Here is a 21642-nt window from a genome sequence, read left to right as displayed (position 1 = left end):
CCTCAACCGGCCAGCGCACGGCTCCAATGGTAGCGGGGCCGTTTTATTGGCAAAGATGAGGGCACAGTGAAGAGTGTATTTTGGTGGCCAGGGTTGCCTAGAATTAATGGAAGTCACAAAAAAAAACGTCATGCCGAGCGTAGCCGAGGCATCTCGCGTGCGGCAGTAATCAAAGTCGTTTTAACGATTGAATTACTATCCCACGCAAGATGCCTCGGCTACGCTCGGCATGACGTGCTTTTCGGACGTTTAAACCTCGCCCAACAAACCGCCGCCTACTTCTTGCGGTAGTTGGCGTTCAGGTAAGCCAGCACCGGGGCCGTGATGTCGAGGTTTTTCTCGCCGTAGGCAATAGTGCCGCTGGGGGCGGCAATGAGGATGAGCTTGTAGCCGTGGGCTTTGCCGTAGGCTTCCACCTTTTTGTTCACGCTTTCGAGCACGCTTTGCGTCAGCTTGCCTTCTTCCTGCTGGGCCTGGGCCTGCAGCATCTGCTGCTGCTGGGCTACCTGCTGCTGCTGCTCCTGCAGCTTCTGCTCGGTGGCGGCGCGCTGCTCGGCGCTCAGGGTCGGGGCCTGCTTCTGGTAGCTTTCCACGTTGGCTTTGAAGGTGGCCAGCATTTGCTGGTTCTGCTTTTCCCAGCCGCGGGCCTTGCCCTCGAACGACTTGCGCGCGTCCTTCATGCCCTGGTAGCCGTCGAGCATCTTGCCCGATTCCACGTAGGCCAGCTTGCCCGAGAAATCGGTGGTGTTGTCCTGCACCGGAGCGGTGGCCACGGCGGGCGCAGCATCAGCGACGGGCGTTTCGGCGGCGGTGGCGGCCGTGTCGGCAGCGGCTTCGTTGGAAGTTACCACGGCCGTGCTGGTGTCGGTGGCCAGGTTCGGGGCCACGGGCTTCTGGTTGAAATGCAGGAAATACAGGGCGGCCACGGCCAGCGCCAGCACAACGTTAATGGTAAGCTGAATCGGGTTTTTCATTGAAAACAAGAGATGAGGAAAGGACAAAAGTAGGGACGCAAGCGGGATGGAAAGTGTGGAGGCGCGAAACCATCGTCCGTCATGCAGAGCGCCGCGCAGCATCTTGCCCGCAGGCAGTAATTCAATAAGAATGATTAGCGGTGGCGGGCAAGATGCTGCGCGGCGCTCTGCACCACACTCTTTGACCTTCCTGCCCCATTTTCAGCGCTACTCCGGCACCCCGATGTGCAGCAGCGCGTCGCCCTGGTTCACCACGGGCATGTAATTCAGGCCTATCACGTAGCCGCTCACCGGCGACTCCAGCCGCACGGCCTGCTGGCCGTATGGGTCGGCAATAGAGCCGTAAATCTGGCCCTTTTCGATGAACTGCCCGTTCTCGACGTGCGACCGGAACAGGCCCGCCCAGCGCGCCCGCAGCCACGTATGCCGCCGGCAAATGATGCCCGCCCGGGCCGGCGGCGGGGCCTCGGGGCCCATGCCCAGGTGGTGCAGCACCCGCAGCGTGCCCGCCAGTGCCTCCTCAATGCCGGGTTCGTCGAGGCGCAGGCTTTCGCCGGTCTCATACACGATAATGCGCTTGCCCAGCTCCTGCGCGGCCTCGCGCAGCGAGCCGCCCCGCAGCCCCGCGTGCAGCGTGAACGGGGCCGCGAAGGCCGCCGCCAGGGCATCCACCTCGGGGTCGATGCCCAGCAGGGCACGCACCTGCGGGTAGTTGGCGCGCGCCGCGCCGCCGGTGTGAAAATCGATGCCGTAGTCAATCAGGGGCATGATTTCGCGCATGAAGCGGTGGGCCACCCGCCCGGCCAGCGACCCGCGCGGAAACCCCGGGAACGAGCGGTTCACGTCCTTGCCATCGGGCACGTCGCGGCTAAAATTCAAAAAGCCGTAGATGTTGAGGATGGGGATGGCGATGACCGAACCCCGCAGCGGCATCAGCATCTCGCGCCGCACCAGCCGCCGGATGGTTTCGATGCCGTTCACCTCGTCGCCGTGCATGCCGCCCATCAGCAGCAGCGTGGGGCCGGGCTCGGTGGCGCGCAGCACGTGCACCGGCACGTCAATCACCGTGCCCGAGGGCAGCTTCGAAATCACCAGCCGCGTGAGCACCTGCTCGCCGGGCTGAATGGTGAGGCCATTGAGGTAGAACGGAGCGGCGGGGCTTGGCATGGGCAGTGAGGGTTTGAAAACAGGTGTAGGGGCGGGGCTTGCCCCCGCCCGGACGGTCGCACCGAGTAGAATGGCACTGTTGTAACGAGGCGACCGTCCGGGCGGGGGCAAGCCCCGCCCCTACCGCCAACGTCCCCTCCTTACTTCCCGCCCGGCACGTCCGATTGTGCATCGACGGCCTGGGCGGCACCTTTTTTGGGTTTGGCCTTTTCCTTTTTCTTGCTGGCCAGCGCGGCCGTGTATTCGATGATGCGGCCGGCGATGTCCTGTCCGGTGGCTTTTTCGATGCCTTCGAGGCCGGGCGAGGAGTTCACTTCGAGCACCAGCGGGCCGCGCTTGCTTTGCAGCATATCCACGCCCGCAATGCCGAGGCCCAGGGCTTTGGTGGCGAGCAGCGCCGCGGCCTTCTCGGCTCGCGTGAGCTTCACGAGCGTGCCCGAGCCGCCGCGGTGCAGGTTCGAACGGAACTCGCCTTCCTTGCCCTGGCGCTTCATGGCGCCCACCACTTCGCCATCGACCACGAAGGCGCGCAAATCGGCCCCCTTGCTTTCGGCAATGAATTCCTGCACGATGATGCGGGCCTTGAGGTTGTGAAAGGCTTCAATGACGGACTGCGCGGCTTTGGCCGATTCGGCCAACACCACGCCCAGGCCCTGGGTGCCTTCGAGCAGCTTGATGATGACGGGAGCGCCGCCCACCTGCTCAATCATGGCCGGCACATCGGCCGAGAAGTTGGTGAAGGCAGTTTTGGGCATGCCCACGCCGGCGCGGCTCAGAATCTGCATCGAGCGGAGCTTGTCGCGCGAGCGCACAATGGCCTGGCTGTCGATGGCCGTACGCACCTTCATCATCTCGAACTGCCGCACCACGGCCGTGCCGTAGAACGTGACCGAGGCCCCAATGCGCGGAATGATGGCGTCGAAGCCTTCCAGCCGCGCGCCTTTGTAGATGATGCCAGGCTGGCCCTTTTCGAGCACCAGGTTGCATTGTAGGTGGTCGATAACCACGGCCTCGTGGCCTAGGGCGACGGCAGCCGCCACCAGCCGCTGGGTCGAGTAAGAGGTCGGCTCGCGCGAGAGAATGGCCAGTTTCACGGGAAGGCGGCGTTTGTTTTAAGAGAGAAGAGCAGCAAAGTTTCAGGCCGCAAATACGGCACAAATCAACTCAGGAACGGGCGCGGCGGGCGGCGGCGCGGGCCTGGGTTTTGTAGGAAAGGTTGCGCCGGCCCACATCGACCACGAAGCGCCCCTCGCGCAACAGGCTGCGGCCCAGCAACACCGGGTACTTCATGTCGGAACGGTCGGAGAGCGAAAACTCAGCCTCAAAATGCTCGCCGTAGAGCTGCACCACGGCCCGAATAACGTAGCGCTCCTGCACCTCGCCGTTGCTGGAGCGGATGTCGCGCAGCACGAAATCGGGGAAGGTGAGCGACCGGCCGTCGGCGCCCTCGTGGCCGGGGTCGAGCAGGTTCACCACCAGCACGGGCCGGCCCTGAGCGTCGGTTTCGAGGTGAATGTTGGTGCAGTGGATGGCACTGGTGTAAGCCCCGGTATCGACTTTGGCCTCGACGCCGCCCAGCGCGAAGGCCGGAAAATCAACAAGCTCGCGGCGGCCGAGCAGGCGCTTGGGGGGGCGGTTCATGCGGTGAATATAGGGCGCGGCCCTGATGCGGCACATTAAATTGGCCGCGCCGGCCCTGGGGCCCGAAACAAACCGGCCGAATCCGTCGGGCTGTCGGGGAATCCGGCGGGCCCAACGGCTTCGGCCGGAGCAGAAAAAAGGAAGGGATAACGGTGCGCAAAGCCGGCTCGGCTTAGCGGTACTTGTCGAGTGGGTCGGTAAATTCGCGGGTCAGGCGGTCGTACTCGCGCTGGGCGCGCTGCTCGTAGGTAAAGCCGCCGTAGGCCGCAATGCCGCGCTTAATCAAGCCCAGCCCCCAGAAAAACGTCACCCACAGCGGCCAGGGAATGCCCACGTGGAAATGGTGGCCGTAGTGGTGCGAGGATGTGAAGGCCCAGATAACCCACAGCGTCGCGTTCACGAACAAAAACGACAGCAGGTGCGCCTGAAATTTGGCGCGGGCTTTGGCTTTTTGCCACAGGTAAGGGTCGCGTTGCAGGGGTTCCATGAGCGGGAGCGGTTGGGGTTGGTTGGAATTGATGATTAAATATAGCAGTTGGGCTAAGCCGTGCGCAAGCGGCTGTTGCCGAACGGTCGGGAAAGGCTTCCCAAGCGTCGAAACCGGGGGCTGAACCGGGCGGCGTGGCAGCCGAATCAATTGCCGCAACTGCCGCTTACTGCATCAATCGCCAACTTGCGCTTTCCATTACAGCCCATTTCCGCATGCCTGCTTCTCCCCTTTCCGCCCGCATCCAGCTCGTGCAGGGCGACATCACCCGCCAGCCGGTTTCGGCCATCGTGAATGCCGCCAATTCCAGCCTGCTCGGGGGCGGCGGGGTCGATGGGGCCATTCACCGCGCCGGCGGGCCAAAAATTCTTGAAGAGTGCCGGTTTTTGCGCGAACGGAAATATCCATTCGGCCTCCCTTCCGGCCAAGCGGTAGCAACAACCGGCGGAAACCTACCAGCGGCTTTCGTTATTCATACTGCCGGCCCAGTGTGGCATGGCGGTAACCAACACGAAGCCGAAGAATTAGCAGCATGTTACCAAAGTTGCTTGCGAATTGCAACGGCACGGAAGTTTGAAAGTGTGGCCTTCCCCGGCATCAGCACCGGCATCTACGGCTACCCAAAACCGGCCGCCGCCGCCGTGGCCGTGCGCGAGGTACGCCAGTGGCTGGCGGCACACGAATGGCCGCAGACGGTGGTTTTCGTGGTGTTCGATGACGAAAACCGGCGGCTGTACGAGCAGGAATTGGCGCGCTAGAACACTATCTTGCAAGTCAATGCGCCGTAGCGGAGTAGCAGACTGGCAGCACCAGCACACTCACGGCCAAACAAGCGTCACCTAACAACATCTTCAGGCTGTTTGTACTGTGTTTGTACTACAAGCGCGCTTTCTCAATCAACTTTTTTACTGCTTGTACCGTGGTTGTACTACAAGCGTGCCATTTGGGTAAGCATTATTGGCTCAGACAGCCAATTTAGGGACTTATCTGAATTTGCGGCGGCTACGCTTCCGGCGGGCTGAACGGGCTGGGCACCTCCGTCTGCTTCGCATTCAGCACCGATTTATCGGCCTGATATTTCTCGTAGATGCGCGGGTCAATCTGCTTGCGGTCGATAAAGAACAAGCCAGCATTGAAGCCCCGGCGGCGCACCCACTCGTTTTCTACGAAGGCCACCAGCCGCTCCACGAAGTGCGAGCCCGGCACCGGCTGCCCGTAGCTGGCGGTGAAATACTGCCCGGCCGCCAGCGGCGGGCGCAGAAATGAGGGTCGGCCCCGGCGCAGCGCGTCCACGTCGCGCACCCAACTGCCGTTGATGATGTTCATGGCGGCATAGGGGGCGGGGTTGCCCCACATCACCTTTTTGCCCGGCCCGTTCACGTTGGCAAACCACGGAAAATTGGCCATGATGAAGCCCGAAAAATAGGCGTACTCCACGGGGTCGTACTTGCGCTCGCGGAATACGAGCGTGACTTCGCGCCGCTCCTGCCGCACCAGCCGCACAAACTCGCGCCGGAAGCGGGCATCGGCGAAGAAGTGCTTGGCCTCCTCAAAATCATTGAACAGCAGCCACATGCCGTTGAAGTGCACCGAGCCGTGCAGGTAGTTCACCACGTGGGGCATGCGCCGCTCGGGGCCGTGCGGAATTTCGGGCACTGGCGTCGACTTCTTCACCATATCGGCCAGGAAGCCGCCCACTTTGGTCAGAATCGTTTCGTCGGGCTCGTAGCCCGCGCCGGGCGTGGGCGTGGTCCGAAACACCACGTTCTGGGGCCACACGGGCTGGCCGGTGGCGGGGTCGAGGCCGGTGGCCCAGGCGTGCTGCCGTCCCACGAGGCCCGAGGTCAGCTTCTGCACGTGCCAAAGCCGCAACACGTGGAAGGCCCCGAAGGTGTTGTGAATAATGTCGCCCCGAATGATGTTAATCAAGCCCTTTACATTGTAGAGGCCGGCGCGGACGCCGCGTCGGCGGCGGGCGGCGGGCAGCACGGCGGGCGTGGGGTGGCTGGCTTTCAGGGCCGGGCCAGCATGCGGAGCTTCGGAGGAGTCGGACATGTAGTTAAAGTTAGGTGAGAAAGAACTCCCGCCACTTTCGGCAGCGGCCTGTAACTTGGAGGTAATATCGACGCGGTTTGGCGGCCCTGGCTAATACTTCAGAACGTCATGCTGAGCTTGCCGAAGCATCTTTACCGCGCAACGCAATTTCGCCGATTGCATTGCGTTGCCTTTTGTCGGTTGGATTACATTGTGCGGTAAAGATGCTTGGCTACGCTCTGCATGACCCGTCTGACAATTTCCCTAACCCGCCTACCCCGCCCCGCCAATGAGCACGCAGCTGAGCAACTTCCGCTATTTCTTTCTGGCGCGCATCTACGACGCGGCGTTGCTCTGGTTCTACCAGCCGCTGGTGCGCCGGCTGGTGGAAGCGGTGAATGCCGAACCAGGCAACCAGGTGCTGGAAGTGGGCGTGGGCACCGGCATATCGCTGCCTTACTACGCCGCCCGCAAGCACGTCACGGCCATCGACTGCTCGCTGCCGATGCTGCAGCGGGCCCGCAAAAAAGCCGCCGAGCACCCCAAAGTGCAGGTCGAGTTGCAGCACGCGGCGGGCGAGGATTTCCAGCACGAGGCCGGCCGGTTCGAGCACGTGGTGTTCTGCAATTCGCTGTCGGTAGTGGAGAACCCGAGCGCGCTGCTGGGCGCTTATTATGCGTCGCTGCGGCCCGGCGGACATATTTATCTGCTCAATCATTTCACGCCCGAGCGCGGCCCGCTCCGGCAGCTCGACCGCCTGCTAACCCCGGCCGGCAAAGTCCTGGGCTTTAAGTCATTTTTTCCGTTGAGCCCGTTGCTGGCTCCCGATGCCATCGTGCGCACGCACCGCGGCCGGGCCGGCTATTGGCGCATCGTGCACATTCAAAAACCCCTTTTGCCCACATGCTAACCACGCGCCGAACGCTGCTCTATTGCCTGCTGCCGCTGCTCATCAGCTTCACCATCTACGCCGGGTTCCGCTCCCCGAACACCATCGTGAACCAGGTGCTGCTGGCTTTCTGGCCCGCTAAGCCGCCCATGCTGCGCCTGCCGCAGGCCGCGTGGTTCGTCTACAACCTGCCCGGCGCGCTCTGGCTGTTCGCCTTTCTGTGGATTGGCACGCTCTCGGCCAGCCGCCGGCTCACGCTGCTGCCGCTGGCCCTGGCGCTGGGCATCGAAGCCGTGCAACTGCTGCACTTCACCGATGGCACCTTCGACCCGCTCGATGTGCTGTTCTACCTGCTGGCGCTGAGCGTATTCGCCGCCCTCGGCGGCCTAGCCAAGCAAGCGCCCGCCGTAGCCGAAACCACCGCCGAGCCCATCATGCGCCACCTTTCGAAGCGCTACAAGCTGGCAATGGCCGTGTTCGTGGGCATGGTACTGCTGTCTGATGTGTGGGTGAAATGAGTGCGGCCCCACTCCTCTCCGTCATCATTCCCACGCTGAATGAGGCGCACAGCCTAGCCGCCACGCTGGCCCACGTGCACGCCGCCGTGGGCGCGGGCATCGCCTACGAAGTGCTGGTGAGCGACGGCGGCAGCACCGATGCCACGCTGGCGCTGGCCGCCGCCCACGGGGCCCGCGCCCTGCCCGCACCCCGGCCCGGCCGGGCGGCACAGCTCAATTTCGGCGCCAGCCAAGCTAATGGCTCCATCTTATACTTCCTGCACGCCGATACGCTACCGCCGGCCGGGTTCGGGCAGCTCATCCGGCAGTACCAGGCGCGGGGCTACCGCAGCGGCTGCTTCCGCCTGCGCTTCGATGTGCGCCACCCGGTGCTGTGGTTCAGCGGCTGGTGCTCACGCTTCAATGCGCCCGCCTTCCAATTTGGCGACCAGAGCCTGTTCGTTGAAAAAGCCCTTTTTGATGAATTGAGCGGCTTCAACGAGCAAATGCTGTTGATGGAAGACGTGGACCTGCCCATTCGCATCAAGCACCGCGCGCGCTTCGTAGTGATGCCGCAAAGCGTGGTTACCTCGGCCCGCAAGTACGTGGTGCACGGCGTGCTGCGCACCGAGCTCACGCATTTGGCGGTGCAAACGCTGTTTCTGGCCGGCACGCCGCAGCCTACGCTACTGCGGGTGTACCAGCGGTTGCTACAGCGCCGCCGGCCGCGCCAGATGCGGCAGAGACTCGGTTGAATGGAGTAGGGGCGGGGCTTGCTCCCGCCCGTCGTTGAACGGAATCGTTGTAACAATGCGACCGCCCGGGCGGGGGCAAGCCCCGCCCCTACTCCATTCAACCCCGCCCTGTTTACGCCGGCTCGCCCACGCCTTCCACGCGCTCGGCGACTTGCTGCATCAGCCACAGCGGGGTGCTGGTGGCGCCGCAGATGCCCACGGTTTGCGCGCCATTCAGCCATTCATCTTCCACCTCGTCGGCGTTTTCGATGAAGTAGCTGCGCGGGTTCACGGCATTTACCACCGAGAACAGGGCTTTGCCATTGGAGCTTTTGCGGCCGCTCACGAAGAGCACCACGTCGTATTCGGTGGCGAATTTGGCCAGCGCGGGCTCGCGGTTACTCACCTGCCGGCAGATGCTGTCGTTGGCATCGAAGCTGTCGAGCGTGCCGCCGGCGGCCTGGATGCGGGCCTCCATCAGGGCCTTCATTTTGTAGAAGCCAGCCGTGCTTTTGGTGGTCTGGCTGAACAGGGTGACGGGCCGGGCGAAGTCAATCTGGTCGAGGTCGGCCTCGTTCATCACAATAATGGCGCGGTTGCCGGTCTGGCCCGTGAGGCCGGCCACTTCGGCGTGGCCCGGCTGGCCGTAAATCACAATCTGACCATCCTGGCGCTGGCTTAGGTCGAAGGCATGCTTCACGCGGTTTTGCAGCTTGAGCACCACCGGGCAGCTGGCGTCAATCAGCTCCAGGTTGTTTTGTAGGGCCAGTTGGTAGGTTTCGGGCGGCTCGCCGTGCGCCCGGATGAGGACTTTGCAGTCGTGCAATTCGGCCAGCTGCTCGCGGTCGATGATGCGCAGGCCCTGCTGGTGCAGGCGCTCCACTTCCATGCGGTTGTGCACGATATCGCCGAGGCAATACAGCGTTTTTTCGTGCGCCAACTCATCTTCGGCCATCTGAATGGCGAATTCTACGCCGAAGCAGTAGCCGGAATTCTTATCAATCGTAACCTTCATGCTGGGCCGTTAACACCACTGCGGCGGCGAGGAGTTCGCCGGGGGGCAAAGGTACGGCAGTTGCGCGGGGGATGGGCATGCGTGAAAAACGCCTGTCATCCTGAGTGTATCGAAGGACCTTATCACGGCTGCTTGCTTTTAATTACGGCAAGCTGCTCAAACATGACAAGGTCCTTCGCTACGCTCAGGATGACAGAAGTTAATTCCAACTATTTACTCCCAACCCGCCGCAAACAGTGCCGACGACACCCTATCGAGCACAAAGTCGACCTGCTCGGAAATGGTAATGTGCGTGGTGTCGAGCAGCACGGCATCGGGGGCGCGGCGCAGGGGGCTTTCGGCGCGGGTCGAATCGAGGTGGTCACGCTTGCGCAGGTTCTCGATGATGTCGTCGAGCGGCACGATTTCGCCTTTCTCGGCCAGTTCGTCCTGCCGGCGCTTGGCGCGGAGCTCCACTTCGGCGGTCATGAAGATTTTCACCTCTGCATCGGGAAACACAGTGGTGCCGATGTCGCGGCCGTCCATTACCACGCCGCGCTTGCGGCCCATGCGCTGCTGCTGAGCCACCATGGCGTGGCGCACCATCGGAATCACCGAAACTTCGCTCACGGAGTTGGAAATCCGCATCTGGCGGATGTCGTCCTCCCGGTTCACGCCGTTCAGGAACAGCTCGTTGCGGCCGGTGCGGCGGTTGCGGCGGAAACTGATGCTGATGTCGCGCAGCGCCTGTTCGATGCCGGGCAGGTCGTCGAAGGCGATGCCTTGCTCCAGCAGGTAGAGCGTAACACCGCGGTACATGGCCCCGGTGTCGACGTAGGCGTAGTGCAGCAGGGCCGCCACGGCTTTGGCGGTGGTGCTTTTACCACAGGAAGAGTAGCCGTCAATGGCGATAACGAGTTGTTTCATAACGACGCGGGCGGCCATTGGCCCCGCAAGATTACGAAATCCAACCCTTACGAGCGGCGACCGGCGCTTTTAAGCGCTGCGGAACGGAGGCAAAAAAGGCCGCTACCGACGCGCTTTCTCCCTCATTCAGTTGCGCATCGACTAAATGGAAGGGATTAAAAAAAAATCGACCGGCCAGTCCCACGCCGGTGGTGCCGTCCTTGCCGGTGGCCCATTCGCCCCCATAGGCCTGCACCAGGCACTGCCCCAGGAAGCAGCCCAGCGCCAGTACCACGCCCGGCCGCTCGGCCGCGGGCAGTTGCCCGCGCTGGGCCTGAATAAAGTTGGCCAGGTGTGCCACCCCTTCGGCATCGAAGGCCTTGAGTTGAAGCTGCTGCCGCACCTGCTCGGCGGCGGCGTTAATGGAATCGAGGGGAGTGGGCTGGGTGTCGGGCATGGGGCAAAGTACGCCGAAAACGGGGCGACGGGTTACTTGCGGGCCTGCAAAATGGCTTCACGACGGTCGGCCGCGTAGGCCGCCAGCAGTTGCGGCGCCTCAAAGCGCGCATTCAGTTCGCCGGCCCGCAGCCGGGCGCAGAGGGCCGGGTCATCGGCCAACAGCTGCAGCATGCGGCGGCGGTAGGCGCCCGGCTGGGTGGGCAGCGCCTCTACTTGGCCGGCATGGCGCAGCAGCGTGGTTTGGTAAGCCCGCGGAAACACGAACATGTCCATTAGAAAACCAAAAAAGGAGGTAGCGTAGGCATCCGAAGGGTTCGCCACCGGCTTGGGCATCGACTCCAGCCCAGCGGCCGTTACGACCGGCCCGTTGGGCACCACCGGGGTATTAAAAGTGCGCAGCACTTCGGGCGTGGGGGCCTGCACCAGCAATACCTCGTACTGATTGTCGCGGTACTGGCGCCGGGCAAAGCTGGCCGGCACCAGCCGGTGGCCTTTGCGCTGCACAAAGGCCGGCACGGTCACAAACGTGTCGCCGCGCACCACGTATGCGCTCACCTCGCCGGGCCAGAACACGGCGTAGTCGGTCAGGTTTTCGGGGCGCAGACGCACGCGGTCGGCCATATCGGGGCCGAATATTTCGGCCGGGTGCCAGCTGCCATCGGGTAGGCGGTAGGTGCCGGGATGGCCGCCAGTGGCGTAGTGCGGCGCGGGCGTGAGCGGATAATCGGCCGGGCGGGTGGTGGCTGGTGTGGTAGCACCTGCAGTAGCTGCTGGCCGCGGGTTGCGGTAGGGTATTCGGGCAAAGCTGCTGAAGCTTAACAGCAACAGGGCCAGGAGCAGCCCATCGGAAAGGAAAGGGTTTCGCATGACGGGTAGAGTCGGGCGAGCGATAAATGGTTGCGTAGAAACCCTTTGCATAGCCATTATTTCTGTCATTCCAACGAAGGAGGAATTCGAGGAACAGCTGTTGCCGAATTCCCTCAGATTCCTCCTTCGTCGGAATGACAAGAGACGGTTGCCTAGTGCCCGCAGGGGCAGGGCACCGACTTACCGCCGCTGTGGTGCTTGTACCACGAGGTTTTTTTCTGCTGAGCGGTGCGGCGGGCGCAGCCGCTTTCAGCCAGCAACAGCGGCAGCACGAGCAGCAAAAGGGCCAGGTTCTTTTTCACCGGAAACGGTTTTTTGTCAAATATAAGGTTCTTTGCCGGCGGGGGGGCTGGTTGTCGGTTGTTCGTTGTCAGTTGTCAGCTGCGACTCTAAACGCAACCAAACCAGCCGAAATGCCCAAAAAGCGGCGTTTCGGCAGCCCCTGCTAACAACTGACAACGAACAACCAACAACTAATCATGTCCGCTGATTTCTCGCTCACCGCCAACGTCGTCGACGTTTTTTCCCGTTCCATTCAGCCCGCCATTATTTCCGTCGAGGGCGGCCGCATTGCCAGCATCGCGCCCATTGCTGAGGCCGAAGCCGACCCCACGCTGCCCTACGTACTGCCCGGCTTTGTCGATGCTCACGTGCACGTCGAAAGCTCGCTGCTGGTGCCCACCGAGTTTGCCCGCCTGGCGGTGGCCCACGGCACGGTAGCCACCGTGAGCGACCCGCACGAAATCGGCAACGTGCTGGGCGTGGCCGGCGTCGAGTTCATGCTGGAGAACGCCGCGCACTCGCCATTCAAGTTCTGCTTCGGCGCGCCCAGCTGCGTGCCGGCCACGCCGTTCGAAACGGCCGGGGCCGAAATCACCGCTGATGATATCAAAAAGCTGTTCGAAAACCCCAAAATCGGCTATCTGGCGGAGATGATGAACTGGCCCGGCGTGCTGCACCGCGACAGCGACGTGATGGCCAAAATTGCCCTCGCCCACGCCGCCGGCCGCCCCGTGGATGGCCACGCCCCCGGCCTGCGCGGCGACGACGCGGCCCACTACGCCAGCGCCGGCATCAGCACCGACCACGAGTGCTTCACCGCCGCCGAAGCCCGCGACAAGCTGGCCGTGGGCATGAAAATTCTGATTCGTGAAGGCTCGGCGGCCCGCAACTTCGATGCGCTCATCGAGCTGATGCCCGAGCATTACTCGAACCTGATGTTCTGCTCCGACGACAAGCACCCCGATACGCTTATTCTCGGCCACATCAACCAGCTGGTGCAGCGGGCCGTGGCGCTGGGCCACGACGTGTTTCAGGTGTTGCGCGTGGCCTGCGTGAACCCCGTAAACCACTACCACCTGCCCGTGGGCCTGCTCGGCGAAGGCGACCCCGCTGACTTCATCGTGGTGAAGGACCTGGTGAATTTCGAAGTGCAGCAAACTTACCTCGACGGCGAGCTGGTGGCCGAAAACGGTCAGTCGCGCCTGCCCGCTGCGCCCATTGCTGTGGTCAACAACTTTCACGCCCAGCCCGTGCAGGCGGCCGACTTCGCGCTGCCCGTGCCTAACGAGCAGGCCACGCTGCGCGTCATCGAGTGCTTCGACGGCCAGCTTATCACGGCTCGCGTCGACTTGCCGGCGCGCGTTGAAAACGGCCTTGCCGTGTCCGATATGGAGCACGATGTGCTCAAGCTGGCCGTTATCAACCGCTACCAGCCGCACGTGGCGCCGGCGCTGGCCTTCATCCGCGGCTTTGGGCTGAAGCACGGCGCGCTGGCCAGCAGCGTGGGCCACGACTCACACAACATTACCGCCGTGGGCTGCGACGATGCCAGCCTGGCCCGCGCCGTGAATCTTGTGATTGAAGCCAAGGGCGGCCTGGCCGCCGTGGGGGCCGACGGCCGCGAAATTCTGGTGCCGCTGCCCGTGGCCGGCCTCATGTCGGACCAGCCCGGAGCCGACGTGGCGGCGGCATATGCTGCCGTCGATGCGCTGTCGAAGGAGCTAGGCTCGCCGCTCGGCGCGCCGTTTATGACGCTGTCGTTTATGGCCCTGCTGGTTATTCCCAGCCTCAAGCTCAGCGACAAAGGCTTGTTCGACGGCCAGCAGTTCGCCTTTGTGGATGCGGTGGAATAAGGACCGGCGCAATTTTTAGCGCGGTTTCTGCGTAGGGAGCGGGGTTGTCTTCTGCTTGTCTTTGAACGTTACCTGCCGCAGGTCGTTCAACGGCGGTCGGGGCAAGCCCCGCTCCCTACGTTTTGCTCATGAAACTGCTGCCTCTCCCCCATTTCCTCCGCTCCGCCGGTTTCCTGCTCCTACTAGCGTTGCTAGCGACGCGGCCCGCCGCCGCGCAGAAATACCGCACCGCCGCCGGCCTGCGCAGCGACGGCAACAACTACGGCCTCACCATTCAGCAGGTGTTTCTGCCCAAAGCCACGCTCGAAGGCTTGGCCATGTTTGCGCCCCGCGAGCGCAGCTACACAGTGCTGGCCGAGCGGCACTTCGGCATCCTCGGCCCCAGCCTGAACTACTACTTCGGGGCGGGCGCGCACTACGGCAACAACCGCGACTCCGGCGACTTCTGGGGCTTTGATGGCCTGGTGGGGGCCGAGTATAAAATTGCCTTCACCCGCCTCGTGGTATCCTTCGATTTCAAGCCCACTATCGAGCATGGCTCCGACGACTGGAACCGCTTTCCCACAGCGCTGTCGTTGCGCTACATCATCGTCAAACAAAAGAATACCGGCTTTTTCCAGGGTATCCGCGACAAATTTGGGAAGGATTAAAAAAGCCCCGCCTTCATCCAGAAAGCGGGGCTTTTTTATTGAAAATTTCAGGCCGTTTACTGAAACCGTTTTTCCAGCAGCTTGCGCATTTTTTCTTCGGTCAGCGGCTTGGTGAGGTACTCCACGTTGGGATACTGGGCCACGCGGGCGGTATCGGCGCCGTGCATCGAGGTGGTAAGCACGGCCATCACCGTCTGCTCCTGCACGGGCTGGGGCAGGGCGTTGTAGAGCTCCAGAAACTCGAAGCCCGACACGCCGGGCATTTTCAGGTCGACAAATACGAGGTCGGGTGCGGGCGTGCTGCCTTCGCTGGCCTGCTCGCCCCAGAGCTGCTCAAACGCCTCGTCGGCGCGGGCAAACGTGCTGACCTGGTTGGCCACGGCCAGCCGGCCCAACAAACGGTTGTTGAGGAAGCTCGTGGTTTCGTTGTCGTCAACGAGTACAATGTGATTCAAATTGGCGGACATGGATTTGGATGATATTGCTAGCTGATACGAAGATACGAACCCGGCGGCGCGCCCACAATGGCCCGGCTGGCTACAGCCAGCCCTGCGCGCGCATCCAGTCGTCGTTGTAGATTTTGCCGAGGTAGCGCGTGCCGTGGTCGGGCAGCACAATTACCATGGTGTCATCTTCTTGGAGGTGCTCGCGGGCGTATTCCAGCGCGCCGTGCACGGCCGAGCCGCAGCTCCAGCCCACAAACAGGCCTTCTTCCTTGGCGAGGCGGCGCGTCATCACGGCCGCGTCCTGGTCGGTTACTTTAATGAACTGGTCGATGACATCGAAGTTGACATTCTTGGGCAGAATGTCTTCGCCTATGCCCTCGGTTTTGTAGGGGTAAATTTCGTTTTCGTCGAAAATGCCCGTCTCCTTGTATTTCTTGAACACCGAGCCGTAGGTATCGAGGCCCAGCGTGAAGATGTCGGGGTTCTGCTCCTTCAGGTACTTGCTCACGCCGCAGATGGTGCCGCCCGTGCCCACGCCGGCCGCCCAGTGCGTGATTTTGCCTTCGGTCTGGGCCCAGATTTCGGGGCCGGTGGTGTCGTAGTGCGCGGCGGCGTTCGAGAGGTTATCGTACTGGTTGGGGTAGAACGAGTTGGGCGTTTCCTGATTCAGGCGGCGGGCTACCGAGTAGTAGCTGCGCGGGTCGTCGGGGGCCACATCCACGGGGCAGACCACCACCTGGGCACCCACGGCGCGCAGAATGTCCTGCTTTTCCTTGCTCTGCTTGTCGCTCATCACGAAGATGGTTTTGTAGCCCTTCGCAATGGCGGCTAGGGCCAGGCCCATGCCGGTATTGCCGCTGGTGCCCTCGATGATGGTGCCACCGGGCTTAATCAGGCCGGCCTTTTCGGCATCTTCAATCATGCGGATGGCCATGCGGTCCTTCACCGAGTTGCCGGGGTTGAAATACTCGACTTTGGCCAGAATGGTGCCCTTGATACCGTCGGTTACCTTGTTGAGCTTGACGAGGGGCGTGTTACCAACAGCGTCGATTACGTGGTTGAAATACATCAGAAAATGATGGGTGGGGAGATGGGAGGTGAGGCCGCAAAGGTACAAACTCTCATCCGGCGCAAGGCCGCGCCGTGCCCCCGGCCGCTGCGGGCCGTTTGGCCCGCGGCCTCAGTGCGCACCCGGGTGGAAGGCGTCGAGCAGGGCCTGCAGGTCGCGCAGGCGGCTTTCGACCTGGGCCAGAAACGCCGCCGGCACCGGCACCAAAGTACCGTGGCGGGCACCAAGGTAACGCACTAAGGCGTTGAGCGCCTGTACTTCTTCTTCCAGCTCGACGCTAAGGCGGGCCCACTGGGCCTCGCCGGTTTGGGGGTAGAGGCGGCAGAGGTGGCGCACGGCCACGGTGCGGCTCACCAGCGCCGCCAGCAGCTCCAGAATGCGCTGCTCTTCGAACGTGAACGCGCGGGGTACCCGGTCGATGACGCACAGCGTGCCGAGCGGGCGCTGGTCGGGCAGCAGCAGCAGCGCCCCCGCGTAGAAGCGCAGGCCGTTGGCTTCGGCGGCGCGCAGCGCCTGCGGGGGCACGTCCGGCAGCTCTTCCAGCAGCAGGTCGTGGTACACCACGGCCCGGGCCTGCGCCACGGCGGTAGAGCACAGGGCCGCGGCCCGTGGCTGCTGCTTGTTTTCGGGCATGCCCACGTTGGCGGGGTAATACACGTCGGTTTCTTCCACCACCGAAATGAGGGAGATGGGCAAGTTGAAAATACGGGCCGAGAGGGCCACAAATTCGCTGAACACCGGCTCGGTGAGGGCTGGCAGCAATTCGACCGCGCGCAGACTGCGCAGGCGTGCGGCTTCGTCAGGGGGCAGGGCGGAAAACGGGATGGTAGCCAAAGCGGGAGCGAACAGGCGTGGGGAAGCGCCGCTAATATACAGGCCAGCCCCGGGGCACGGCGGCGCGGCCAGGCGGCGGCCGGGAAAGGCCCGGCCGGGCGACCCGCCCTTTGCTCGCCGGCCCCGAATCTTTTTCGGACGTTTGCAGGCCCCGGCTGCCCCGGCCCTGGCGGCTTTTCCGCGCGCGCGCGGCTTCTCTGCGCCGGGCGGCTTGCCCTAGCCCCAAAATGCCCTACTTTTGCAGCGCCGCAGCCCGACCGGGCCGGGGCGTCCCACCCCACCAATCTCCTCAAAAACACCTCCGAATGAGCGTTCTGGTCAATAAAAATTCCAAGGTTATCGTGCAGGGCTTCACCGGCTCCGAGGGCTCGTTCCACGCCCAGCAAATGATGGACTACGGCACCAACGTGGTAGGCGGCGTGACGCCCGGCAAAGGCGGCACCGAGCACCTCGGCCGTCCCGTGTTCAACACCGTGGCCGAGGCCGTGGAGAAGGCCGGCGCTGATACCAGCATCATTTTCGTGCCCCCGGCTTTCGCCGCCGATGCGATTATGGAAGCGGCCGATGCCGGCATCAAGGTGATTATCACCATCACCGAAGGCATCCCGACCAAGGACATGATTGCCGTGAAGCACTACCTGAAGGACCGCAAGGGCATCACCATGATTGGGCCGAACTGCCCCGGCGTGATGACCGCCGGCGAGTGCAAAGTGGGCATCATGCCCGGTTTCATCTTCTCGAAAGGTAAAATCGGCATTGTGAGCAAGTCGGGCACCCTGACTTACGAAGCCGTTGACCAGCTCACCAAAGCCGGCCTGGGCCAGACCACGGCCATCGGCATCGGCGGCGACCCCATCATCGGCACCACTACCAAAGAGGCGGTGGAATTGCTGATGAACGACCCCGAAACCGAAGGCATCGTGATGATTGGCGAAATCGGCGGCGGCATGGAAGCCGAAGCCGCTCGTTGGATTAAAGAAACCGGCAACAAGAAGCCCGTGGTAGGTTTCATCGCCGGTCAGACGGCCCCTCCCGGCCGCCGCATGGGCCACGCCGGTGCCATCGTAGGCGGTGCCGACGACACGGCCGCTGCCAAAATGGCCATCATGCGCGAGTGCGGCATCCACGTCGTGGATTCGCCCGCCGAGATTGGCGACACCATGCTGCGCGTGCTGGGCGGCAAGTAATTCGCACTGCTTATTTAAGTTTTTGAAAAAGCTCCGGCCATTGCGGCCGGAGCTTTTTTATTTACCTTCATTCATCCTTCACTTTTCCGAGCAGCTCTATGCGCCAACCCTTTACACATTGTCTTTTGGTTCTGACGCTGCTCATCACCAGCCTGGTGGCCCATGGGCAAACGTTGACGGCATTACCCGCTAGCCTGGGGGGCTTCACCACGGCCGTGGGCACGCCTTCGGCGCAGCAAAGCGTGCTGGTGAACGGCAGCGGCCTGACAGGCAACGTGACGGCTACGGCGCCCGCAGGGTTCGAGGTGTCGTGGACGTCTGGCTTTAGCTTCGGCTCGTCCATTGTGCTAACCCAAGCCGGCGGCCGATTCGTCAACATTCCGCTGTATGTGCGCCTGACCGGGGCCGTGCTGGGGCCGGTGAGCGGCAATATAAGCATCAGCAGCCCGGGGGTTGCCACCCAAAACGTTGCCGTATCCGGCACGGTGACAGCCGCTCCCACGCCCAATCCGGCCAGTGTTCTGAATAGCATTGCGCCTACATCCGGGCTTGGCGGCACCCAGGTTGTCGTTAATTTTTATGGCAGCGGGTTTGTACCGGGTGCCACTGTTGGGATGCAGGCCGGCTCCGTCAGCATCACGGCCACCTACGTTTCTTCCACGCAGCTAACGGCACTGGTTGCGCTTCCGAGCGTGTCGGCCCCGGTAACTACCTATTTCAACGCGGGCAATCCGCCGCCCGGTGGCGGGGGCAGTTCCATGGGAGGCATGAAGTTTTTCACCATCAACCCCGGTCCGCCTACCATCACCGGTTTCACCCCCACCAGCGGGCCGGTTGGCACCAGCGTCACCATCAACGGCACCAACCTGGCGCCCGGCAGCTTCGGCTCCAGCATTTTTTTCAATGGCTTACAGGCGGCGCCTTTCCCCAGGGTGCCGAACCCGACGGAAATCTATGCGGTGGTGCCGCCTGGCGCTACCACTGGCCTCATCAGCGTGACGAACCCGAACGGGGCCGCCGTGAGCGCCGTGCCCTTTACCGTAACAGCCGCGCCACCGTCTTTCTTCGAAGACTTTGAAGCCGGCACGAAAACCGCTTATGCTCCGGCCTCGGTGCAGTTGCAAAGCGGCGGCTGGACTTTCGGCGAAGCGCTAATTGGCACAACCAGCGGGGCCGACAAATTCAACGGCCTTAAATCGGCGCGACTGCGCGGGGGCGGGTTCATCGAAATGGACGTGGACAAGCCCAATGGCGCGGGCGTGGTGACGGTGAGCGCCGCCACCTACGCCACCGAAACCGGCGCCTCGTTCGTGCCCGAAATCTCAACCGACGGTGGCGTCACCTTCACCAGCCTGCTGGGCACGGCGACTGCGCCCACGCTCACGGGCACGCTCTCGCCCTACACCTTCACGGCCAACCGGACGGGCAACGTGCGCCTGCGCTTCAGCAGCACCAACACCGCCGGCGCCACTAATCCGCGCATCAGCCTCGACGATATCGGCATCACCGACTACCGCCTGGGCACTGCCACCACACCGGGCCAGCACCTGCCGGAGCTGCGCGTATTTCCCAATCCGGCGCGGAGCCGTGTTACGGTACAGGGCACTGGCACGGGACCGGCGCGGTGCAGCCTCTACGATTTGGCCGGGCAACGGCGAACGGTACCAGTTGCCTTGCCAGCAGATGGCACGCTGGCCCTGCCGCCTGATTTGCCCACCGGCCTTTACCTGCTGCAAGTGGAGACACCGGCGGGCCGGCGCACCCTGCGGCTGGCCACCCAATAAGCACCCACGACACGGCCGCCGCTAAATATGGCCATCATGCGCGAGTGCGGCATCCACGTGGTGGATTCGCCCGCCGAGATTGGCGACACCATGCTGCGTGTGCTGGGGGGTAAGCAATTGCCCGCTGCTACTTCAGCTACGAAAAGCTCCGGCCGTTGCCGGGGCTTTTTTTATGGATATTCATCTGCCGTTGGGCTAGCTTTGCCAACTGTTTCCGCTTCCTTTCTTCTGCATGAAATTTCGTTTCTATCTCCTGGCCGGCAGCTTGCTGGCCGGCGCTACTGCCCGCGCCCAAACCACCTCGCCCCTGCCCACCATGAAGGCCACCCTCGATACCGTGGCCGTGACCGGCACCACCCGCGTGCTCACGCTGGCGGCAGTGCCAGGGCCGGAAGTCGTAACGGCTTCGCTTACACCGGGCCGAAAATTTGCTGTGTTCCACAAGCCGCCTACCCGTTCGCACGAATACGACCTCACCGGAATTCGCGTGCTGGTGTCAAAACAGTATAACCGTAGCAATACGGGCCTGTTGCTGCTGAACTTGGCCTTGCCCGATAGCAGCACGCACGCTCCTTCGGCGCAACTGTTGCTGCCCGCGCCGATTGCGGTAACCGACCGCGAAGTGCGCCGTGCCCACGACAGCGTGCTAACGCTCGACGTGCGCGCTTATCACATCACGATGCCAGCCAAAGGCCTGTTCGTCGTGGCTGAAGGCGCGCCCGAGCCGCCTTATCAGTTTTTGGGCGATACTACTTTTGCGGACCACGGTTTCGGCAAACCGCGGCCCTTCGTACACGTGCGCTTGGGGAATCCGGCTACCCCACATAAACAGCTCTTCGTGAATGCCATGGATTTCATTAACGTGCGCGGCATTCGCACCACCGGGCAGCCCCAAACCTGGGACTACGTGCGCCGAAAAAACAGTTGGCAGCAGCGGCTGGCTTCCTATCCCAACTGCCCGCAATGCGCCATTAGCAACGCGGGTCTGGAACTAGTGGTGCGGGAGCTGTAGGCCGAACCCCAGACACCTCAGTCGTCCAGCGTGGTGTTTTTGTCGAGGTTGATGACGATACCCACCTGAAAAACCGAGTTGGCGGCTTTCAGAAACTCGTTGTTGCGCAGGCCGAAAATCTGGCCGCTGATGAGCTGCAGCTGCACGGGGCCCGCAATCTGGGTGCGAGTGAAGGTGATGGGTTCGAAAAACACGTTGTTTTCGCCGGGGGCCGCCGCGCCGTTGATGGTGAAGTTGTTGAGCTGCATGTAGCTCAGGCGCATGGCCGCGCCGTAGGTGAGCGGGAAGTCGCGGTTGAAGAGGTGCAGGCTGTTCTGCTTCTTCTTGGCGTAGTTTACCTGGGCGAAGATTTTGGACAGGCTGCCGTCGAGGGTGCGGGTGGTTTGCTGGGCGTCGTTGCGCTCGATGCGCTCGGTAGCCCCGCCGCCGCCGCCCACGTACACTTCGAGCACGCGCTTGTCGGGCAGGCGGGTGAAGTAGCCGAGGCTGGCTTCGGCGAAGTCGATGTTCTCGGTGCGGTTGGCCTTTTTGCGGTGCAACGACGAGAACGTGCCCGCCACCGCCAAGTGGTTGGTGAGGCCGTAAGCCCCTTGCAGGGCGTAGTTGGTGTGCTGGTTGGTGCTCACGGCCCCGTAGAACTCGCCTTGGTGCGTGAGCATGGGCGCGTGTGGCGGCGGCGGAAAATACAGCGAGGCACAGCCCGATACCCCCAACGGCCCCAGGGCCCACAGCAAACGCGAGAATGACTTCATGGTGCAATAATCGGCACTGGCGGCCGCTGCGCTAACGGGCGGGCGCGGAATTCCGTGTATCGCGCCGCCATTCCTACCTTTTCACCGCCCGAAACCGGCCACCGGCTTAGCCCAACCGTAAGGA

Annotated in this window: 23 protein-coding genes and 2 pseudogenes; 10 read left to right on the top strand and 15 right to left on the bottom strand. The window is 62.8% G+C overall.

What is annotated here, in order from left to right; all coding sequences use genetic code 11:
- Positions 1-275: 275 nt before the first annotated feature.
- The 5 genes from MON38_RS18810 to MON38_RS18790 form a co-directional block, all read right to left on the bottom strand.
- Positions 276-974 (bottom strand): OmpH/Skp family outer membrane protein, encoded by a 699-nt coding sequence (locus MON38_RS18810; protein WP_241937704.1) that lies wholly within the window; start codon positions 972-974, stop codon positions 276-278.
- Between the two features lie 207 nt (positions 975-1181).
- The gene (locus MON38_RS18805; protein WP_241937703.1) at positions 1182-2141 is read right to left on the bottom strand and encodes a succinylglutamate desuccinylase/aspartoacylase family protein; all 960 of its coding nucleotides are present in this window, start codon (positions 2139-2141) and stop codon (positions 1182-1184) included.
- Between the two features lie 140 nt (positions 2142-2281).
- On the bottom strand, positions 2282-3235 hold the full coding sequence (gene rimK, locus MON38_RS18800; protein WP_241937702.1) for a 30S ribosomal protein S6--L-glutamate ligase: 954 nt from the start codon (positions 3233-3235) through the stop codon (positions 2282-2284).
- Between the two features lie 70 nt (positions 3236-3305).
- The gene (locus MON38_RS18795) at positions 3306-3782 is read right to left on the bottom strand and encodes an ATP-dependent zinc protease family protein (RefSeq protein WP_241937701.1); all 477 of its coding nucleotides are present in this window, start codon (positions 3780-3782) and stop codon (positions 3306-3308) included.
- 172 nt (positions 3783-3954) lie between these two features.
- A complete protein-coding gene (locus MON38_RS18790) occupies positions 3955-4269 on the bottom strand; it encodes a 2TM domain-containing protein (protein WP_241937700.1) in 315 nt (104 codons plus the stop codon).
- Positions 4270-4484: 215 nt separating this feature from the next.
- On the opposite strand from MON38_RS18790, the gene MON38_RS18785 reads away from it, so the two are divergent.
- Positions 4485-5027 carry an O-acetyl-ADP-ribose deacetylase gene (locus MON38_RS18785; RefSeq protein WP_241937699.1) on the top strand — a complete coding sequence of 181 codons (543 nt, stop codon included), beginning with the start codon at positions 4485-4487 and terminating at the stop codon, positions 5025-5027.
- Between the two features lie 244 nt (positions 5028-5271).
- Here the strand turns inward: MON38_RS18785 and MON38_RS18780 are convergent, their stop codons facing one another.
- Positions 5272-6324: a hypothetical protein gene (locus MON38_RS18780; protein WP_241937698.1), complete on the bottom strand. Its 1053-nt coding sequence runs from the start codon at positions 6322-6324 to the stop codon at positions 5272-5274.
- Positions 6325-6592: 268 nt separating this feature from the next.
- Between MON38_RS18780 and MON38_RS18775 the strand changes: the two genes are divergently transcribed.
- The 3 genes from MON38_RS18775 to MON38_RS18765 are packed head-to-tail and all read left to right on the top strand — an operon-like array spanning position 6593 to position 8444.
- The gene (locus tag MON38_RS18775; protein WP_241937697.1) at positions 6593-7213 is read left to right on the top strand and encodes a class I SAM-dependent methyltransferase; all 621 of its coding nucleotides are present in this window, start codon (positions 6593-6595) and stop codon (positions 7211-7213) included.
- A complete protein-coding gene (locus tag MON38_RS18770) occupies positions 7207-7710 on the top strand; it encodes a hypothetical protein (protein ID WP_241937696.1) in 504 nt (167 codons plus the stop codon). Before MON38_RS18775 ends, MON38_RS18770 begins: the two co-directional genes overlap by 7 nt.
- Positions 7707-8444, top strand: coding sequence for a TIGR04283 family arsenosugar biosynthesis glycosyltransferase (locus MON38_RS18765; protein ID WP_241937695.1), 738 nt, complete (start codon positions 7707-7709; stop codon positions 8442-8444). The genes MON38_RS18770 and MON38_RS18765 overlap by 4 nt, the downstream gene beginning before the upstream one ends.
- Before the next feature lie 112 nt (positions 8445-8556).
- On the opposite strand, the gene MON38_RS18760 is transcribed toward MON38_RS18765, so the two are convergent.
- From MON38_RS18760 to MON38_RS18740, 5 genes are all read right to left on the bottom strand, one after another.
- Positions 8557-9438 carry a 4-hydroxy-3-methylbut-2-enyl diphosphate reductase gene (locus tag MON38_RS18760; RefSeq protein WP_241937694.1) on the bottom strand — a complete coding sequence of 294 codons (882 nt, stop codon included), beginning with the start codon at positions 9436-9438 and terminating at the stop codon, positions 8557-8559.
- Positions 9439-9651: 213 nt separating this feature from the next.
- On the bottom strand, positions 9652-10344 hold the full coding sequence (gene cmk / locus MON38_RS18755) for a (d)CMP kinase (protein ID WP_241937693.1): 693 nt from the start codon (positions 10342-10344) through the stop codon (positions 9652-9654).
- A gap of 31 nt (positions 10345-10375) precedes the next feature.
- Positions 10376-10780, bottom strand: a complete 405-nt coding sequence (locus MON38_RS18750) for a hypothetical protein (protein WP_241937692.1) — start codon at positions 10778-10780, stop codon at positions 10376-10378.
- A 32-nt stretch (positions 10781-10812) separates the two neighbouring features.
- Positions 10813-11649: a hypothetical protein gene (locus MON38_RS18745; protein ID WP_241937691.1), complete on the bottom strand. Its 837-nt coding sequence runs from the start codon at positions 11647-11649 to the stop codon at positions 10813-10815.
- Between the two features lie 152 nt (positions 11650-11801).
- Positions 11802-11951 (bottom strand): hypothetical protein, encoded by a 150-nt coding sequence (locus MON38_RS18740; protein ID WP_241937690.1) that lies wholly within the window; start codon positions 11949-11951, stop codon positions 11802-11804.
- 177 nt (positions 11952-12128) lie between these two features.
- Between MON38_RS18740 and ade the strand changes: the two genes are divergently transcribed.
- Both ade and MON38_RS18730 read left to right on the top strand, forming a co-directional pair.
- On the top strand, positions 12129-13784 hold the full coding sequence (ade, locus tag MON38_RS18735) for an adenine deaminase (RefSeq protein WP_241937689.1): 1656 nt from the start codon (positions 12129-12131) through the stop codon (positions 13782-13784).
- Positions 13785-13912: 128 nt separating this feature from the next.
- The gene (locus MON38_RS18730; RefSeq protein ID WP_241937688.1) at positions 13913-14434 is read left to right on the top strand and encodes a hypothetical protein; all 522 of its coding nucleotides are present in this window, start codon (positions 13913-13915) and stop codon (positions 14432-14434) included.
- Between the two features lie 56 nt (positions 14435-14490).
- On the opposite strand, the gene MON38_RS18725 is transcribed toward MON38_RS18730, so the two are convergent.
- The 3 genes and pseudogenes from MON38_RS18725 to MON38_RS18715 form a co-directional block, all read right to left on the bottom strand.
- Positions 14491-14901 carry a response regulator gene (locus tag MON38_RS18725; protein ID WP_241937687.1) on the bottom strand — a complete coding sequence of 137 codons (411 nt, stop codon included), beginning with the start codon at positions 14899-14901 and terminating at the stop codon, positions 14491-14493.
- A 73-nt stretch (positions 14902-14974) separates the two neighbouring features.
- Positions 14975-15949, bottom strand: a pseudogene (locus MON38_RS18720) (PLP-dependent cysteine synthase family protein); the annotation flags it as partial.
- Between the two features lie 111 nt (positions 15950-16060).
- Entirely contained in the window at positions 16061-16783 is a 723-nt protein-coding gene (locus MON38_RS18715) for a GAF domain-containing protein (protein WP_241937686.1), read from the bottom strand.
- A gap of 305 nt (positions 16784-17088) precedes the next feature.
- On the opposite strand from MON38_RS18715, the gene sucD reads away from it, so the two are divergent.
- The 4 genes and pseudogenes from sucD to MON38_RS18700 all read left to right on the top strand — a co-directional run bounded on the left by sucD (position 17089) and on the right by MON38_RS18700 (position 20766).
- Entirely contained in the window at positions 17089-17970 is an 882-nt protein-coding gene (sucD, locus tag MON38_RS18710) for a succinate--CoA ligase subunit alpha (RefSeq protein ID WP_241937685.1), read from the top strand.
- 125 nt (positions 17971-18095) lie between these two features.
- Positions 18096-19754 carry a T9SS type A sorting domain-containing protein gene (locus tag MON38_RS18705; RefSeq protein ID WP_241937684.1) on the top strand — a complete coding sequence of 553 codons (1659 nt, stop codon included), beginning with the start codon at positions 18096-18098 and terminating at the stop codon, positions 19752-19754.
- 8 nt (positions 19755-19762) lie between these two features.
- Positions 19763-19862: pseudogene (locus MON38_RS23020) on the top strand (succinate--CoA ligase subunit alpha); the annotation flags it as partial.
- Between the two features lie 124 nt (positions 19863-19986).
- Positions 19987-20766, top strand: a complete 780-nt coding sequence (locus MON38_RS18700) for a hypothetical protein (protein WP_241937683.1) — start codon at positions 19987-19989, stop codon at positions 20764-20766.
- Between the two features lie 17 nt (positions 20767-20783).
- Here MON38_RS18700 and MON38_RS18695 read toward each other — a convergent pair whose 3' ends face one another.
- Entirely contained in the window at positions 20784-21518 is a 735-nt protein-coding gene (locus MON38_RS18695) for a hypothetical protein (protein WP_241937682.1), read from the bottom strand.
- Positions 21519-21642 lie beyond the last annotated feature (124 nt).

Source organism: Hymenobacter cyanobacteriorum (assembly GCF_022631375.1).
Classification (GTDB): Bacteria; Bacteroidota; Bacteroidia; order Cytophagales; family Hymenobacteraceae; genus Hymenobacter; species Hymenobacter cyanobacteriorum.
Note: the sequence above shows the minus strand (reverse complement) of the source record. Positions and strands in the feature narration are given on the sequence as shown.